We start from the raw sequence: 15,537 nt of genomic DNA on the forward strand, positions 1-15,537 counted from the left end.
TTTTTTTATTCTGGCACGCAGTCTGCATCCTTCCGTGCACGCCATTGGCGCAGTGAGCGTTCTGAACACAACAGCCAGAGCTGGGGAGGAAACTACCATGAGCAACCAACTGGATTACGAAATCAACAAAGAACTGGGCGAGTGCTACCTGTTTATGGGCGATTTTGACAAGGCCGAAGAATATTACCGCAAAGCCGCCAGCAGCGGCGCGCAGAATGCCGCGCCCTATATGGGGCTGGCTACGGTGGCCGTGCAGCGCTCCGAGCTGGACAAGGCCCTGGTCCTCTACCAGAAGGCCGCCGCCGTGGAAGAAACCGACAAGGCCCTCTGCGGCATCGGCCTGGTACTGATGGAACAGGGCAAGCACGAGGCGGCCTATGACCACTTTGCCCGCGCCCTGCACAAATCGGCGGAAAATATCGTGGCCCTCAACTGCCTGGTGCGCGAGGCCTACCAGCTGGGCCGGGTGGAAGAAGTCCTGCCCTATCTGGAAGACACCCTGCAGACCGGCGCGGAGGCCGAGGCCGTGCGCGTGACCCTGGCCGGCTGCCTCATCTATCTGGGCCGCAGCGATGAAGCCCGTCAGCACCTGGAAAGCGTGCTGGGCGTCAACCCCGGCAACGCCAGCGCCAAGGAACTGTTCGACACCATGGCCGCCTGAACCGGAGCGCCGCAACATCCCCTCCCCACATGATTTTCCGGCCTCGGCAGGCGTCGGGGCCGGGAAATCCTTTCTCCGGAAGGGGCCACGCTCTGCCCACATCCCTGAAGTTTCTTCAGGGATTTTTTTGCCGAACGGCCCGGCCGCCTTATTGACGCGCCCCGGCCCGCCAGCTATAGACCCCTCTGCGCCGCAACGCGGCTTCTGTCGCCGTGCCCCTCGCGCCCGCCCACGTGCGGATCTTTTTACCCGCCTTCAGAGGGCGTCGCCATGCACCTGCCCGTTCCCTGCATCACCGTGGGGCTGCTGCTTTGCTCCAACGTTTTCATGACCTTTGCCTGGTACGGGCACCTGCGTTACAAAAGCGCGGCTCTGCCTCTGGTCATTCTGACCAGCTGGGGCCTCGCCTTTTTTGAATACACCTTGCAGGTGCCGGCCAACCGCATAGGTTATGGCTATTTTTCCGCCGCGGAACTCAAAACCGTGCAGGAGGTCATCTCGCTTTGCGTGTTCATGGCCTTTTCCGTCTTCTGGCTGCACGAACCCCTGCGCTGGAACCATGTGCTGGGCTTTGCCCTCATCGTGCTGGCTGCCTGGGTCATCTTTAAAAAATGGTAAGCCCATGTGGGAACTGACGCTGCCCGTCCTGCTGGCGGGCATGGCCGCTGCCCTGGGGGGCGGCTTTATCGACGCCATCGCCGGCGGCGGCGGGCTGGTGACCATGCCCGTGCTGCTGCTCACCGGCGTGCCCCCGCACATGGCCCTGGGGGCCAACAAAGTCAGCGCCTGTCTGGGCACGGGCGTGGCCCTGGGCAACTTTGCCCGCAGCCGTCTGGTGCTCTGGCGCGTAGCCCTGGCCGGCCTTGGTTTCTCCCTGCTGGGCTCCTGGGTCGGATCCCGTCTGACCCTGCTGCTGGACGCCGCCCTGCTGGGCAAAATACTGGTGGCTCTGCTGCCCGTGGGCCTCTGCGCCACCCTGCTGCCCCAAAAAGACCGCAGCCTGCCCCCCCTGCCTCTGCAGGGACCGCGCTTCTGGCTGCCCGTAACCCTGGTCTGCCTGCTGCTGGGCGCGTACGACGGCTTTTTCGGCCCCGGCACCGGCAGCTTTCTCATTCTGGCCTTCCACTGGGTGCTGCGCATGGGGCTCATGCAGGCTTCGGCCACGGCCAAGGTGCTCAACCTGGCCTCCAATCTGGGCGGGGCCACGGTCTTCGTCCTCAACGGCGTGGTGCTCTGGAAGCTGGCTTTGCCCATGGCCGCGGCCTGCTGCCTGGGCAACTGGCTGGGCAGCCGCATGGCCATCCGGGTGGGGCCCGCCGCCGTGCGCCGCTTTCTGGTGGTTTCGCTCAGTCTGCTGCTGCTTTCGCTGGTCTGGCAGTATTTTTTTGCATCGGCAGGCTAAGCGCCGCACCAGCCCCCAGCCTTTATACTGTTCGCTGCCCTGCAGGCACGCGGCTCCCGGCCCACGCGGCTGCGCTTCTTTTCTTCAGGTTGCGGGCCGACGCGGGCCGCGCTACACTGCTTTGGCAAACCGAGGTTAGACCTATGAAAATCACCATTCTGGACGGCGCGGTGCTCAATCCCGGCGACGTGGACTGGGGTCCCATCACCGCTCTGGGCGATGTAACCATTTATGACGAAACCCCGGCGGACAAACTGGCGGAACGGGCCAAAGGCGTGGACGTGCTGCTGACCAACAAAACGCCCCTGGGCTGCGCAGATCTGGAAAAAATTCCCGACGTGCGCATGGTGGGCGTGCTGGCCACGGGCTACAATACCGTGGATATCGCCGCCCTGGCCAAGCGCAACGTGCCTGTGTGCAACGTGGTGGCCTACGGCGTGAGCGACGTGGCGCAGCACGCCATGGCCCTGCTGCTGGAACTTTGCCGCCACACCACCCTGCATACCGAAAGCGTCAAAAATGGCGACTGGATCAAAAGCCGCAACTGGTGCTACTGGAAAATTCCACCTGTCTGTCTGGAAGGGCTGACTATGGGCCTCATCGGCTTCGGCTCCATTGGTCGGCGCATGGGCGAACTGGCCCACGCCTTCGGCATGAGCGTGCTGGCCTACTGCCGCACGCCCAAGGATCCGCCCGCGTACAGCCCCTTTACCTTTGCCCCGCTGGAACAGCTGCTGGCCGCCGCCAACGTGGTTTCGCTGCACTGCCCCCTGACCGAAAGCACGCGCCATATCATCAATGCCAAAACCCTGGCCCTCATGCCCAAGGGGAGCTTTTTGCTGAACACGGCGCGCGGCCCCCTGGTGGACGAAGCCGCCGCGGCAGCTGCCCTCAAAAGCGGCCAGCTGCGCGGCCTGGGCACAGACGTACTTTCCACCGAGCCGCCCCAGATGAACAACCCCCTGCTCAGCGCGCCCAACACGCTGATCACCCCGCACATTGCCTGGGCCACCACCCGCGCCCGCCAGAACATCATCAACCTCACAGCGGAAAACATCCGCCGCTGGCAGGCCGGTACGCCCATCAACGTGGTCAACGGGGTCAAATAACCGTGCGCATAGACATCCATACCCACGCCTTTCACCCCAAAATCGCGCGTAAAGCCGTGGACCACCTCAATGCCTACTATCAGCTCACCTGCGCCGGCGATGGCACCATAGACCACCTGCTGGCCCGACAAAGCGCCGCCGGAATTGACAAATGCGTGGTGCTCTGCGCGGCCACGGCCCCGGCCCAGGTCATCCCGGCCAACAATTATGCCATAGCCCTGCAGCGTGCGCATCCCGACAGGGTCATTGCCTTCGGCACCCTGCACCCCGGCTACGCCCAATGGCAAAAAGAGCTGGACCGCCTCAAGGCCGCCAACATCCGGGGGATCAAGCTGCACCCGGACTTTCAGGGCTTTCGCCTGGACGACCCGCGCCTGTGGCCCATCTTTGAAGCGGCTCAGAAGGATTTTATTTTTGAAATCCACATCGGCGACGCCATGCGCCCGGAAAGCGCGCCCTCCTGCCCCTACAAGCTGGCCGCCATTCTGGACGCCTTTCCAGGCTTGCGCATCATTGCCGCCCACTTCGGCGGCTACCGCATGTGGGCGCACTCGCTCAAGGTGCTGGGCGGCAAATTGCGGGAAAATCTCTGGCTGGACACCTCCAGCACCTCGCCCTTTGCCACGCCCTTGCTGTTACGACGGCTGCTGGCCGCCTTCCCGTCAGAGCGCATCCTCTTCGGCACAGACTGGCCCCTCTACGATCCTCTGGACGAACGCCGCCGCCTGCAACAAAAAGCCGGCCTCGACGCTGAGGGAATGGACCGCCTGCTGACCAACGCCGCGGCCCTTTTCGGCCCAGGCCACGGGCAAGACGCCGCCGCGCCGGTCCAGGCAGTCCCGCCCCTTTCCGTGGCCGCCGGCCATTGACAAGCCGCCCCCTTACCGTATAAAGCAGGGCCAGGCCGGGCGGCGGCAGCACTGCCAACCCCGTCAGGTCCGAAAGGAAGCAGCGGTAACAGCCGCTGCCGGGTGTCCGGCCCCTGGAAGCCGCAACGGTTCGCCGTTGCGGCTTCTGCGTTATGGCCCGCAACCCGCCAGCCCGGCGACGGCAAGACCGCGCATACACCGGGGCAAAAACGCCCCGGCTGGTAGGGCATTGCAATGTTGCAATGCCCTGGCGGTTGCGTCAGCAGGGTAGTGTCAGAATTGTTCGCACATTGCGTAGCCGCCAAGTGGTTATGCCTGGGTTGGGCCTCAAAGTGCGGGCGCGGGCAGCCTCTTCCCCACACGGCCGTTTCGCCCTATACTGCAGCCAGTGTTCCCTGGGGCTCAGCCCGCTGCGCGCGTGCCGGGCCCCATTCGACCACGACGACGGAACAATTCACCGCAGGGATTTTTACGGGCGGCAGCACACGCCCCACAACCTTGTTACTGAAGGCATTATGAGCACTCCACGCCCCGGCTTTTCCCTCCTGATCTGCCCGGACGGCCAGCTCCTGCGCGCCCGCCTGGACCGCCTGCTGGCGGCCCATCCCCCCCGCTCCGGCGTCTGGGAACGCCGCGTCTACTGGGGCGATGAGGAACCGCCAGCCGCTTTCTGGGAAGAGCTGACCCTGCCTGGCCTGCTGGGCGCCTCCCGCGCTCTGGTGGTGCGGCAGGCCCAGCTCTGGCCCGTGGCAGTGTGGAAAAAACTTTCGCGCGCGCTCTCCCGCCCTACAGAACAGTGCTGGCCTTTTTTTTGCCTGGAAGTCCCGTGGGAAAAAGGCCACCCCAAACTGCCCGCAGCCCTGACCAAGCTGCGCTGCCTGAAATTTGCTGAGGAACAGGGCTGGCTGTGGCGGCACGAGGGCCTCACCCCCTACAGTCTTAAAAACCACCTTGTGCAACGGGGCCGTGCCCTGGGCCTGCGCTTTGCGCCCGACGCCCTGGAACGGCTCTGCGCCTCGGTGCCGCCCGACGCCAGGGCCGTGGAAAACGAGCTGGAAAAAATTTTGCTGCTGCGGGCGGCGCTGACGGCCCAGGGCGCGCCCCAGCCCCCTGAGGTGGACCTGAGCCAGATCCCCACAGGCGGCTGGAGCCCGGACTGCAACGTCTTTGCCTGCATCCGGCATATGGAGGCCGGCAACATCACGGCCCTCTGGCAGGAGCTGGCCCGCAACGAAGACGGCTCCGGCCTGCTTTTCTCCTTTCTGGCCCTGCTGGCCAGGGAACTGCGTCTGCTCTGGCAGATCAAAGCCGGTGAGAACGTACGCCTCTACCCCAAGGACGCCGCGGCCAAACGCGCCCTGGCCGCACGCCTGAGCCCCGCAACCCTGGCCGAGGCTCTGGCCCATGTTATGGACGCCGAATGGCAGGTCAAGAGCGGCCGCCGCAGCCCGGAACAAAGTCTGGATTTTCTGGCCGCACGCCTCACGGGGCTGCTGGCCCCGGCGGGGACCGTCCACTGACTGCGGCACGCTTGCCGACGCGGCGTCTTCTTTCCGCCGCCCAACCCCTTGCACACCTCTGAAAACTGCTTACTTTATGACAGCAAAGCCGGCATCCAATCCTTCAAGCTATCTTGGTCACCGGGCCAGAGTGCGTGAACGGCTGGCCCACGAGGCCACGGCAGTAGCGGATTATGAAGTGCTGGAGCTTTTACTGGGCTATGGGCTGACCCGCAAGGACACCAAGCCCCTGGCCAAGGAACTGCTGCAGCGTTTCGGCAGCATCCGCGGCGTGCTGGACGCCCGTCCGGACGAACTGCTGGCCGTGCCCGGCTTTGGACCGGGGCTGCTGGCCTTCTGGCAGGTACTGCGCGAAACCCGGGCCCGCAGCGTGGCGGCCCCGGTACGCCGACGCGAGGTGCTGGCCACCCCGGAAGCCGTGGCCCAAATGGCCCAGGCCCGGCTGGCCGGATGCCCGCACGAGGAATGCTGGCTGGCCCTGGTGGACCAGCGCAACGGCCTGATCGCCTGGGAACGCCTGCGTCGCGGCGGCGTGGCGGAGATACCCCTCTACCCCCGCGACGTGCTGGAGGCGGCCCTTGCCCACAAGGCCGGCGGCATCATCCTGGTCCACAACCACCCCGGCGGGCATGTCCTGCCGTCACAGGCGGACAAACTGCTGACGGAGGAACTGCAAAGGCTGGCGCCGCGCCTGGGCCTGCGCTTTCTGGACCATGTCATCGTTACAGAGGGAGACTGCTACAGCATCACGCAAGCACAGCGCATATGCCTGCAGTCGGGGAGTAATATATGAGCGATTTTGACAAAAAAACCACTTTGACGCCCAGCGAAACCGGCCCCACGCCCGACGCGAACCCGCAGCCGGAGCATGAGGCCGCCGCGCCCGAAACCGGCGAACACGAAGGCGGCCCTTCCGCCCAGGCCGTGCCCGACGTGCTGCCCGTGCTGCCCGTGCGCGATGTGGTCATCTTTAATTATATGATCCTGCCCCTGTTCATCGGGCGGGAAAAATCCGTGCGCGCCGTGGACGCGGCCCTGCAGAACGGCCGCCATTTGCTGGTCTGCGCCCAGAAGGAAGAAAGCACCGAAGACCCCCGGCCCGAAGACCTCTACCAGGTGGGCACGGTGGTGCAGGTCATGCGCATGCTCAAAATGCCCGACTCGCGCGTCAAAATCCTGGTGCAGGGCGTAAGTCGCGCCAAGGTGGAGGCCTTCAGTCGGGTGGAACCCTATCTGGAGGCCCGCATCACCACCCTGAGCGAACGCACGGCCGTCACCGACGCCACGGTGGAAGCCCTGTTGCGCTCCGTACGCGAGCAGAGCGAAAAAGTGCTCACCCTGCGCGGGCTTTCCTCGCCGGACGTGCTGGCCGTGCTGCAGGGCGTGGACGACCCCGGCCGCCTGGCGGACCTCATCGCCGCCAACATGCGCGTAAAAACAGCCGAGGCCCAGCGCATCCTGGAAACGGAAGACCCCATCGAACGCCTTATGCTGGTCAATACCCAGCTCCAGCGCGAAGTGGAAGTGGCCACCGTGCAGGCCCGCATCCAGAGCTCCGCCCGCGAAGGCATGGACAAGGCGCAGAAGGACTATTTTCTGCGCGAGCAGCTCAAGGCCATCCGCAATGAGCTGGGCGACAAGGACGAAGACGCCGAAGAAGACCTGGAAAACCTGCGCAAGGCCTTGGATAAAGCCGGCCTGCCCAAGGATGTGCGCAAAGAGGCCGACAAGCAGCTGCGCCGCCTGGCGGGCATGCACGCCGATTCCTCCGAAGCCAATGTGGCGCGCACCTATCTGGACTGGCTGGTGGAGCTGCCGTGGAAAAAGCTCTCCCGCGACCGCCTGGACATCGCCCACGCCAAGGAAATTCTGGATGCAGACCACTGTGGTCTGGACAAGGTCAAAGACCGCATCCTGGAATTTCTGAGCGTACGCAAGCTCAACCCCCAGTCCAAGGGCCCCATCCTCTGCTTTGCGGGCCCTCCCGGCGTGGGCAAAACCTCGCTGGGGCGCTCCATTGCACGGGCCATGGGCCGCAAATTCCAGCGGCTTTCTCTGGGCGGCATGCACGACGAGGCCGAAATCCGCGGGCACCGGCGCACCTATATCGGGGCCATGCCCGGACGCATCATCCAGGCCCTCAAACAGGCCGGCACGCGCAACCCTGTCATGGTCCTCGACGAAGTGGACAAGATCGGCACGGACTTTCGCGGCGACCCCTCCTCGGCCCTGCTGGAAGTGCTGGACCCGGAGCAGAACTACACCTTCAGCGACCACTACCTGAACGTCCCCTTTGATCTCTCCAAGGTCATGTTCATCTGCACCGCCAACCACTTGGACACCATCCCGGCGCCCCTGCGCGACCGCATGGAGGTCATCTCCCTGCCCGGCTACACCCTGCAGGAAAAGACCGAAATCGCCCGCAAGCACCTGCTGCCCAAAAAGGTTGAAGAAAACGGCCTGGAAGAAAAAGACGTGGTTGTAAGCGACGCGGCCCTGGTCAAGGTGGTGCGCGAATACACCCGCGAGGCCGGCCTGCGCAATCTGGAGCGTGAGCTCTCCTCCATCTGCCGCAAACTGGCCCGCCGCAAGGCCGAAGGCGAAGACGGCCCCTTCAAGGTGGGCGTGGCGGATGTGGAAAAGCTCCTGGGCGCGCCCCGCTTTATAGAAGATGAAAAGGAAAAGACCCTCCTGCCCGGCATGGCTCTGGGCCTGGCCTGGACCCCGGCGGGCGGCGAAGTGCTTACTGTAGAGGCCACGGTCATGAAGGGCAAGGGCGGGCTCACCCTCACCGGTCAGCTGGGCGACGTCATGAAGGAAAGCGCCCAGGCGGCCCTGAGCTACATCCGCAGCCGGGCCGACGAGCTGGGCGTGGACCCAGGCTTCATCACCAAACACGACATCCATGTGCATGTGCCCGCAGGGGCCACGCCCAAGGACGGCCCCTCGGCGGGCGTCACCCTGACCACGGCCCTCATCTCGGCCCTGAGCGGCCGCCGCGTGCGCGCCGACCTCTGCATGACCGGCGAAATCACCCTCCAGGGCCGGGTGCTGCCCGTAGGCGGCATCAAGGAAAAGATCCTGGCGGGCGTGGCGCGCGGCCTCAAGCACGTGGTCATCCCCTACCAGAACGTGAAGGATCTGGAAGACGTGCCCAAAGACCTGCTCAAGCGCATCAGCGTGCACCCCGTGCACCACTATGACGAACTGCCGTCTCTGGTCTTTGAAGACGCCCAGGGCGGCGCGCGCCCGACGGGCAACGGCTCCGGTCGGGGCGGCAAAGCTAAAACCGCTGCGGCCAAAACCGCCGCCAGGCCGCGCGCCCGGCGACGGGAAGGCGCGGAGGCCTAGTGCGTCTGGGCGAGTATCTGGCTCTGGCGGGCCGGCGTTTGCAAAAGGCGGGGGCGGACAGCCCCCGCCTTTGCGCGCAGGTGCTGGCCGAAAATCTGCTGGGCCTCAGCCGTCTGGAATGCGTGCTGGCAACCCGGCGGGAGCTGGACTCCCGCGAAATCGCAGCCCTGGACGCCCTTGTGGACCGCCGGGCCGCAGGCGAACCCCTGGCCCACATCACAGGCCACAAGGAATTTTACGGCCTGGACTTTCTGGTCACGCCGCAAACCCTTATTCCCCGCCCGGAAACGGAACTGCTGGTGGATACGGCTCTGGAGCTGCTGCCCGATCCGCAGGGGGAACTCCGCTTTGCCGACCTGGGCGCGGGTTGCGGCTGCATCGGCCTGGCCCTGGCCCGTTGCCGACCTCGCTGGCGCGGCCTGGCCCTGGACCTCAGCGCAGAGGCCCTGACCGTGACCCTGGCCAACGCCCAACGCCTGGAGCTTGCGCACCGGGTACGCCCCGTGCGGGCCGATCTGTTTGCCCCGCCCCTGCGGCCCGCAAGCCTTGACCTGGTGGTGAGCAACCCCCCCTATGTGGCCCCGGGCGAACGTTCGCGGGTCATGGCCGAAGTGCTGCGTTTTGAGCCGCATACAGCCTTGTTTTCGCCGCAAAACGGCCTGGCCCACCTGGACGCCGCAACCCAGGCCGCAACACGCAGCCTGCGGCCCGGCGGCCTGCTGCTGCTGGAACACGGCGACAGGCAGGGCGAAGCCGTGCGGGGCCTGCTGGTCCAGGCCGGCTTTGCTGCCCCCCAGACGCGCCGGGATCTGGCCGGGCTTGAGCGTTGCACTCTTGGCCGGAAAGCGGCACTATAAAAAAGCAGCCTTGTCAGAAACGCTGCGGAAACACGGCTTGCGCTTCTGGGCAGAGTGCAGTAGTATAAATGCCGTTTTTCCGCGTCCGGCGCGGACGAACGCCCCCTGCAGCCCAAGGGCGCAAACAGAAATTTGTCGCAAAATGCATTTTTTGCTTGCCAAGCAGGGTGGAAATAGCTAAGAAGCAGTGTTGCCGCTGGCGTAGCTCAACTGGCAGAGCAGCTGATTTGTAATCAGCAGGTTGCGGGTTCGAGTCCCATCGCCAGCTCCACAAAAAGCAGAACAAAGATCGCAATAGGGATCTTTGCCAAGCTCAGTGGAGGGGTTCCCGAGTGGCCAAAGGGAACAGACTGTAAATCTGTCGTCGTAAGACTTCGGTGGTTCAAATCCACCCCCCTCCACCACCACTTTTCCGTCTTCCCTTAATAAGGGACGGTAGGTGGGTGGTTACAAAAAACTGCCTTGGCTGTAGGAGACAGGAAGCCTGTCGGGGTACTACGGTAATGTGCGGGAATAGCTCAACGGCTAGAGCATCAGCCTTCCAAGCTGAGGGTTGCGGGTTCGAATCCCGTTTCCCGCTCCATTCCTGCTGGCCCTACCCCCCTTCAGTCATCTTGTCCGCCAATGCACGTTCCCTGGTGTCCAGGGACTGAATGCGGATAGCGGGCCGCCCTCACGGCCTTGCCCCCTGCCGCAGCCGTTACGCGAGGAGCAGGCGTTACAGCACGCGCGAACCCGATTTATCAGTGTAACGCAGGTAAAACGCAAAACTTTTTTCTCCAGGGAGACGTACAATGGGCAAGGAAAAATTTCAGCGCAAAAAGCCCCATGTAAACATCGGCACCATCGGCCACATCGACCACGGCAAGACCACCCTGACCGCCGCCATCACCAAGATCGCCGGCCTCAAGGGCGAGGGCAAGTTCATTTCTTATGACGAAATCGACAAAGCCCCCGAAGAAAAAGAGCGCGGCATCACCATCTCTACCTCCCACGTGGAGTACGAGACCGACAAACGCCATTACGCCCACGTGGACTGCCCCGGCCACGCCGACTACATCAAGAACATGATCACCGGCGCCGCCCAGATGGACGGCGGCATCCTGGTGGTGGCCGCCACTGACGGCCCCATGCCCCAGACCCGTGAGCACATTCTGCTTGCCCGTCAGGTGGGCGTGCCCCAGCTGGTGGTCTTTCTGAACAAGTGCGATCTGGTGGACGACGAAGAGCTGCTGGAACTGGTGGAAATGGAAGTGCGCGAGCTGCTCTCTTCCTACGACTTCCCCGGCGACGACGTGCCCGTTATCCGCGGTTCCGCCCTCAAGGCTCTGGAAGCCGACAGCGCCGACGCCCCTGAAGCCAAATGCATTCTGGACCTGCTCCAGGCTTGCGACGACTTCATCCCTGAGCCCGTGCGCGATATCGACAAGCCCTTCCTGATGCCCATTGAAGACGTGTTCTCCATCTCCGGCCGCGGCACTGTGGTGACCGGTCGTGTGGAGCGCGGCGTCATCAAGGTGGGCGACGAAGTGGAAATCGTGGGCATCAAGCCCACCCAGAAGACCACCTGCACCGGCGTGGAAATGTTCCGCAAGCTGCTCGACCAGGGCGAAGCCGGCGACAACATCGGCGTGCTGCTGCGCGGCACCAAGCGTGACGACGTGGAACGCGGCCAGGTGCTTGCCGCGCCCAAGTCCATCACGCCCCACAAGAAGTTCAAGGCCGAAGTGTATGTGCTCGCCAAGGAAGAAGGCGGTCGTCACACCCCCTTCTTCACCGGCTACCGTCCTCAGTTCTACTTCCGCACCACGGACATCACCGGCGTTATCAACCTGCCTGAAGGCGTGGAAATGGTCATGCCCGGCGATAACTCCCAGTTCCTGGTGGAGCTTATCGCCCCCATCGCCATGGAAGCCGGCCTGCGCTTCGCCATTCGCGAAGGCGGCCGCACGGTGGGTTCGGGCGTCGTGACCGAAATCATCGAGTAACGCCATGCGAGTCAACATTATCCTGGCCTGCACCGAGTGCAAACGCCGCAACTACAGCACCCGGAAGAACAAAAAGACCACTACCGGGCGGCTGGAAATGAAAAAGTATTGCCCCTGGGACAAGAAGCACACTGTGCATCGTGAAACCAGGTAACAACCTTTCCGCCGGGGGGCGGTAAGCCCCCCGGACGGCACGCAGGGCAGTAGCTCTAACGGCTAGAGCGGCGGTCTCCAAAACCGCATGTTGGGGGTTCGAATCCCTCCTGCCCTGCCATTTTTTATCCCCGGACGCACCATGGCAAAAAAACAGGCTCAAGCCGTTGACGTAAAGGCGGCCAAAGGTCCCAACCCCGTGGCCCGCTTTGCCCGCTATGTGGAGGACTCCAAGGCCGAGCTGCGCAAAGTCACCTGGCCCACGCTGCAGGAGACACGCAAGGCCGCATTGGCCGTGCTGGGCTTTGTCGCCGTGATGGCTGTCATCCTGGGGCTGGTGGACCTTGGTCTCTCCTCCCTCATCAAGACCATTCTGTCCTGAAGGCCGTTATGAAAGAACCCGTTATCGACGAAACTTCCGAGCTTTCCAAAAAAGCTCGCTGGTATATTGTGCACACCTACTCGGGCTTCGAGCAGCGTGTGCAGAAGACCATTAACGAGTTGCGCCGCACCGGGCAGGACCAGGGCCTGATTGAGGAAGTGGTGGTGCCCACCGAAAAGGTCATTGAGCCCACCAAGGGCGGCCAGCAGCGCACCTCCACCCGCAAGTTCTACCCCGGTTACGTCATGGTGCGTATGGTCATGACCGACCTTTCCTGGCACCTGGTGCAGTCCATTTCCAAGGTGACCGGCTTTGTGGGCGGCAAAAACCGCCCCACCCCCATGCGCGACGCCGAAGCCGAACGCATTCTGGCCCTGATGGAAACCCGCAAGGAGACGCCCCGTCCCAAGTTCAATTTTGACCGGGGCGACGAGGTGCGCGTCATCGAAGGGCCCTTTGGGGGCTTCAACGGCGTGGTGGAAGACGTGAATTACGACAAGGGAAAGCTGCGCGTCTCCGTATCCATCTTCGGCCGGCAAACGCCGGTGGAGCTGGATTTTGTGCAGGTTTCCAAAGGATAACGCGGCCCCTTTTGTCCGGGCGCTTTGCCAGGGTCTTGTGTCCTGCGCGCGCCCGGCTCTTTAATGACCTGCCCGCACGGCGCAATGTCCGCGCCACAGCAGCGATGTAAGGATTACGCACATGGCCAAAAAAGAAGTTGCCAAAATCAAATTGCAGATCCCCGCAGGCGCGGCCAATCCCTCGCCGCCGGTGGGTCCGGCCCTGGGCCAGCACGGCCTGAACATTATGGGCTTCTGCAAGGAGTTCAACGCCCGTACCCAGGACCAGAAGGGCATGATCATCCCGGTGGTCATCACGGTGTACGCCGACCGCTCCTTCACCTTTGTCACCAAGACGCCCCCGGCCTCCGTACTGATCATGAAGGCCGCCAAGATCGAAAAGGGCTCCGGCGAACCCAACCGCAACAAGGTTGGCAGCCTGACCCACGCCCAGGTGGAAGAAATCGCCAAGCTCAAGCTGCCGGACCTCAACGCCGCCAGCCTTGAGTCTGCGGTCAAGTCCATTGCGGGCACGGCCCGCAGCATGGGCATCGACGTCAAGTAAGCTCGCGTGCCGCCGGGAGCGCCGCCGGCGTTCTACCCTTTTGCGCGGCGCAACGGCCTTGTGGCGGCGGGAACCGGCGCGTTGCGTCGGAGATTATCGGCCCGCCCTCGTTGGAATCAATTGTACTGCCGGCCCCGTGCAGTCGGGCCCCGGCAGGAGATGCAAACGACAAGGATTATTCCCATGCCCAATCATGGCAAAAAATTTCGCAACGCCCTTGAAGGGGTTGACCTTCAAGCGCGATTCAGCATTGAAGACGCTGTGAGCAAGTCTCTGGCCGCCGCTTTCGCCAAATTTGACGAAACCGTGGACGTGGCCATTCGTCTGGGCGTTGACCCCAAATATTCCGACCAGATGGTGCGCGGCGCCGTTACCCTGCCCCACGGATTGGGCAAATCCGTGCGCGTGGCCGTGTTCTGTAAGGGCGAGAAGCAGGCCGAGGCCCGCGAGGCCGGCGCCGACGTGGTGGGCGCCGAAGACCTGGTGGCCAAGGTCAAGGAAGGCTGGCTCGAATTTGACGCCGCCGTGGCCACGCCCGACGTCATGGCCCTGGTGGGCCAGATCGGCCGTGTGCTGGGCCCCCGCGGGCTCATGCCCAACGCCAAGACCGGCTCGGTCACCTTTGACGTGACCAAGGCTGTCACCGAGCTCAAGGCCGGCCGCGTAGACTTTAAGGTGGACAAGGCCGGCGTGCTGCACGCGCCCTTGGGCAAGGTTTCCTTTGGGCCGGAAAAGATCCTGGGCAACCTCAAGGCCCTGCTTGAGACGGTCAATCGTCTCAAGCCCTCGGCCGCCAAAGGCTCCTACATGCTCTCCATGGCTGTTTCCACCACTATGGGCCCCGGCTTCAGGGTGGACATAGCGCAGGTCAAAAAATTTCTTGAAGGCTAAGCCTTCAGGAGCGCCCCCGGTCTTGCGGTTTGTCCGCGGGTTTTGGGGGCGCACTGTCTGAGGAACGGGATTTCGAGTCGAAGACGGCAGGCGGGGGCGACCCCTTAATCTGCCCTGCCCAGACGCTTCTTCTTTGGCTCGGCATTCCACCTGGCAACCCCAACGTGAGAGGTATCACGTGAACAGGTCTGAAAAAGCCGCCGTTATTGAGGCCATCAAGGCTCGCGCCGAGAAGGCTCCTTTTACGGTGCTCACGGACTTCAAGGGCATGTCGGTGGAAGAGCTGACGAACCTGCGTGTCAGCCTGCGCAAGGCTGGCGGCGAATACCACGTCGTCAAGAACACGCTGGCCCGTATTGCTCTGACCGACGGCACGCATGCCGCTATCAAGGACAAGTTCCACGATAACTGCGGCGTGGCCTTTGGGTACGACGACCCGGTGGCGGTGGCCAAGGCGCTTAGTGATTTTGCCAAGCAGAGCAAGCTCTTTGAGCTGCGTTGCGCCAGCCTGGACGGCAAGGCGCTGGACGCCGCCCAGATCGACGCTCTGGCCAAGCTGCCCGGCAGGGAACAGCTTCTGGGTCAGCTGCTCGGCACCATGAACGCCGTGCCCACCAATTTTGTGTCGCTGTTTGCCAACCTGCTGCGTGGCCTGCTCTACGCCCTCAAGGGTATTGAAGAGCAGAAAGGCAAGGCCGCCTAAGGCCTTTTGCAACGCAGCCAAGCCAAATTATTCAGGAGACATATCATGGCCATTACTAAAGAAGAAGTCGTTGAATTTATTTCCAGCATGACGGTGCTGGAACTTTCTGAATTCATCAAAGAACTGGAAGAAAAGTTCGGCGTTTCCGCCGCTGCCCCCGCTGCCGCCATGGTCATGGCTGCTCCGGCCGGCGGCGCCGCTGAGGCCGCCGAAGAGAAGACCGAGTTCGACGTGGTGCTGAAGGAAGCCGGCGCCAACAAGATCGCCGTCATCAAGGTGGTCCGCGCCCTCACCAGCCTTGGCCTCAAAGAAGCCAAGGAAAAGGTGGACGGCTGCCCCTCCACCCTCAAGGAAGCCGTTTCCAAGGAAGAAGCCGAAGAAGCCAAGAAGCAGCTTACCGAAGCCGGCGCCACTGCGGAAATCAAGTAAGTTCCGCGTATACCGGACGCAGGGGGCGGGGCCGCAGGGCTCCGCCCTTTTTTGTATGGAGCCCCAGCCAAATGGAGGGGCTCCATACAAAAATTAC

General features: G+C 63.3%; 17 protein-coding genes, 4 tRNA genes and 1 other RNA gene. All 22 read left to right on the forward strand.

The window, feature by feature from the left end; translation table 11 throughout:
- Nucleotides 1–97 precede the first annotated feature (97 nt).
- The 22 genes from J7I12_RS05930 (at nucleotide 98) to rplL (ending at nucleotide 15,440) form a co-directional block, all read left to right on the forward strand.
- Nucleotides 98–661 carry a tetratricopeptide repeat protein gene (locus tag J7I12_RS05930; RefSeq protein WP_118230547.1) on the forward strand — a complete coding sequence of 188 codons (564 nt, stop codon included), beginning with the start codon at nucleotides 98–100 and terminating at the stop codon, nucleotides 659–661.
- A 270-nt stretch (nucleotides 662–931) separates the two neighbouring features.
- On the forward strand, nucleotides 932–1,279 hold the full coding sequence (locus J7I12_RS05935) for a DMT family protein (protein ID WP_118230546.1): 348 nt from the start codon (nucleotides 932–934) through the stop codon (nucleotides 1,277–1,279).
- Nucleotides 1,280–1,283: 4 nt separating this feature from the next.
- Nucleotides 1,284–2,063 (forward strand): sulfite exporter TauE/SafE family protein, encoded by a 780-nt coding sequence (locus J7I12_RS05940; RefSeq protein ID WP_118230545.1) that lies wholly within the window; start codon nucleotides 1,284–1,286, stop codon nucleotides 2,061–2,063.
- Between the two features lie 143 nt (nucleotides 2,064–2,206).
- On the forward strand, nucleotides 2,207–3,172 hold the full coding sequence (locus J7I12_RS05945; protein WP_118230544.1) for a D-2-hydroxyacid dehydrogenase: 966 nt from the start codon (nucleotides 2,207–2,209) through the stop codon (nucleotides 3,170–3,172).
- A gap of 2 nt (nucleotides 3,173–3,174) precedes the next feature.
- Complete coding sequence (locus J7I12_RS05950; RefSeq protein ID WP_118230543.1) at nucleotides 3,175–4,041, forward strand: amidohydrolase family protein; 867 nt, start codon at nucleotides 3,175–3,177, stop codon at nucleotides 4,039–4,041.
- A gap of 26 nt (nucleotides 4,042–4,067) precedes the next feature.
- Nucleotides 4,068–4,158, forward strand: an RNA gene (gene ffs, locus J7I12_RS05955) — signal recognition particle sRNA small type.
- 398 nt (nucleotides 4,159–4,556) lie between these two features.
- Nucleotides 4,557–5,561: a DNA polymerase III subunit delta gene (locus J7I12_RS05960; protein ID WP_118230542.1), complete on the forward strand. Its 1,005-nt coding sequence runs from the start codon at nucleotides 4,557–4,559 to the stop codon at nucleotides 5,559–5,561.
- A 76-nt stretch (nucleotides 5,562–5,637) separates the two neighbouring features.
- Entirely contained in the window at nucleotides 5,638–6,354 is a 717-nt protein-coding gene (locus J7I12_RS05965; RefSeq protein ID WP_302548782.1) for a JAB domain-containing protein, read from the forward strand.
- Nucleotides 6,351–8,912 (forward strand): endopeptidase La, encoded by a 2,562-nt coding sequence (gene lon / locus J7I12_RS05970; protein ID WP_118230540.1) that lies wholly within the window; start codon nucleotides 6,351–6,353, stop codon nucleotides 8,910–8,912. Before J7I12_RS05965 ends, lon begins: the two co-directional genes overlap by 4 nt.
- A complete protein-coding gene (gene prmC / locus J7I12_RS05975; protein ID WP_118230539.1) occupies nucleotides 8,912–9,769 on the forward strand; it encodes a peptide chain release factor N(5)-glutamine methyltransferase in 858 nt (285 codons plus the stop codon). Before lon ends, prmC begins: the two co-directional genes overlap by 1 nt.
- A 195-nt stretch (nucleotides 9,770–9,964) precedes the next feature.
- A tRNA-Thr gene (locus tag J7I12_RS05980) sits at nucleotides 9,965–10,040 on the forward strand.
- A gap of 47 nt (nucleotides 10,041–10,087) precedes the next feature.
- A tRNA-Tyr gene (locus tag J7I12_RS05985) sits at nucleotides 10,088–10,173 on the forward strand.
- Nucleotides 10,174–10,276: 103 nt separating this feature from the next.
- A tRNA-Gly gene (locus tag J7I12_RS05990) sits at nucleotides 10,277–10,352 on the forward strand.
- Nucleotides 10,353–10,563: 211 nt separating this feature from the next.
- On the forward strand, nucleotides 10,564–11,757 hold the full coding sequence (gene tuf, locus J7I12_RS05995) for an elongation factor Tu (RefSeq protein WP_118230538.1): 1,194 nt from the start codon (nucleotides 10,564–10,566) through the stop codon (nucleotides 11,755–11,757).
- A gap of 4 nt (nucleotides 11,758–11,761) precedes the next feature.
- Nucleotides 11,762–11,911: a 50S ribosomal protein L33 gene (gene rpmG, locus J7I12_RS06000; protein WP_092152471.1), complete on the forward strand. Its 150-nt coding sequence runs from the start codon at nucleotides 11,762–11,764 to the stop codon at nucleotides 11,909–11,911.
- 43 nt (nucleotides 11,912–11,954) lie between these two features.
- A tRNA-Trp gene (locus J7I12_RS06005) sits at nucleotides 11,955–12,031 on the forward strand.
- Between the two features lie 21 nt (nucleotides 12,032–12,052).
- The gene (gene secE, locus J7I12_RS06010) at nucleotides 12,053–12,292 is read left to right on the forward strand and encodes a preprotein translocase subunit SecE (RefSeq protein ID WP_118230537.1); all 240 of its coding nucleotides are present in this window, start codon (nucleotides 12,053–12,055) and stop codon (nucleotides 12,290–12,292) included.
- Nucleotides 12,293–12,300: 8 nt separating this feature from the next.
- Nucleotides 12,301–12,873: a transcription termination/antitermination protein NusG gene (gene nusG / locus J7I12_RS06015; RefSeq protein WP_092152469.1), complete on the forward strand. Its 573-nt coding sequence runs from the start codon at nucleotides 12,301–12,303 to the stop codon at nucleotides 12,871–12,873.
- 121 nt (nucleotides 12,874–12,994) lie between these two features.
- Nucleotides 12,995–13,417: a 50S ribosomal protein L11 gene (rplK, locus tag J7I12_RS06020; protein WP_118230536.1), complete on the forward strand. Its 423-nt coding sequence runs from the start codon at nucleotides 12,995–12,997 to the stop codon at nucleotides 13,415–13,417.
- 183 nt (nucleotides 13,418–13,600) lie between these two features.
- A complete protein-coding gene (gene rplA, locus J7I12_RS06025; RefSeq protein WP_118230535.1) occupies nucleotides 13,601–14,308 on the forward strand; it encodes a 50S ribosomal protein L1 in 708 nt (235 codons plus the stop codon).
- Between the two features lie 178 nt (nucleotides 14,309–14,486).
- Complete coding sequence (gene rplJ / locus J7I12_RS06030) at nucleotides 14,487–15,011, forward strand: 50S ribosomal protein L10 (protein ID WP_118230534.1); 525 nt, start codon at nucleotides 14,487–14,489, stop codon at nucleotides 15,009–15,011.
- A 45-nt stretch (nucleotides 15,012–15,056) separates the two neighbouring features.
- Nucleotides 15,057–15,440 carry a 50S ribosomal protein L7/L12 gene (rplL, locus tag J7I12_RS06035; protein ID WP_118230533.1) on the forward strand — a complete coding sequence of 128 codons (384 nt, stop codon included), beginning with the start codon at nucleotides 15,057–15,059 and terminating at the stop codon, nucleotides 15,438–15,440.
- Nucleotides 15,441–15,537 lie beyond the last annotated feature (97 nt).

The sequence above is a fragment of the Desulfovibrio diazotrophicus genome, assembly GCF_902498985.2.
Lineage (GTDB): Bacteria > Desulfobacterota > Desulfovibrionia > Desulfovibrionales > Desulfovibrionaceae > Desulfovibrio > Desulfovibrio legallii.

Excerpts from the sequence above, each read along its gene's own strand:
- J7I12_RS05930 (WP_118230547.1), top strand. The coding sequence starts at position 98 with ATGAGCAACCAACTGGATTACGAAATCAACAAAGAACTGGGCGAGTGC.
- J7I12_RS05935 (WP_118230546.1), top strand. The coding sequence starts at position 932 with ATGCACCTGCCCGTTCCCTGCATCACCGTGGGGCTGCTGCTTTGCTCC.
- J7I12_RS05940 (WP_118230545.1), top strand. The coding sequence starts at position 1,284 with ATGTGGGAACTGACGCTGCCCGTCCTGCTGGCGGGCATGGCCGCTGCC.
- J7I12_RS05945 (WP_118230544.1), top strand. The coding sequence starts at position 2,207 with ATGAAAATCACCATTCTGGACGGCGCGGTGCTCAATCCCGGCGACGTG.
- J7I12_RS05960 (WP_118230542.1), top strand. The coding sequence starts at position 4,557 with ATGAGCACTCCACGCCCCGGCTTTTCCCTCCTGATCTGCCCGGACGGC.
- J7I12_RS05965 (WP_302548782.1), top strand. The coding sequence starts at position 5,638 with ATGACAGCAAAGCCGGCATCCAATCCTTCAAGCTATCTTGGTCACCGG.
- lon (WP_118230540.1), top strand. The coding sequence starts at position 6,351 with ATGAGCGATTTTGACAAAAAAACCACTTTGACGCCCAGCGAAACCGGC.
- tuf (WP_118230538.1), top strand. The coding sequence starts at position 10,564 with ATGGGCAAGGAAAAATTTCAGCGCAAAAAGCCCCATGTAAACATCGGC.
- rpmG (WP_092152471.1), top strand. The coding sequence starts at position 11,762 with ATGCGAGTCAACATTATCCTGGCCTGCACCGAGTGCAAACGCCGCAAC.
- secE (WP_118230537.1), top strand. The coding sequence starts at position 12,053 with ATGGCAAAAAAACAGGCTCAAGCCGTTGACGTAAAGGCGGCCAAAGGT.
- nusG (WP_092152469.1), top strand. The coding sequence starts at position 12,301 with ATGAAAGAACCCGTTATCGACGAAACTTCCGAGCTTTCCAAAAAAGCT.
- rplK (WP_118230536.1), top strand. The coding sequence starts at position 12,995 with ATGGCCAAAAAAGAAGTTGCCAAAATCAAATTGCAGATCCCCGCAGGC.
- rplA (WP_118230535.1), top strand. The coding sequence starts at position 13,601 with ATGCCCAATCATGGCAAAAAATTTCGCAACGCCCTTGAAGGGGTTGAC.
- rplL (WP_118230533.1), top strand. The coding sequence starts at position 15,057 with ATGGCCATTACTAAAGAAGAAGTCGTTGAATTTATTTCCAGCATGACG.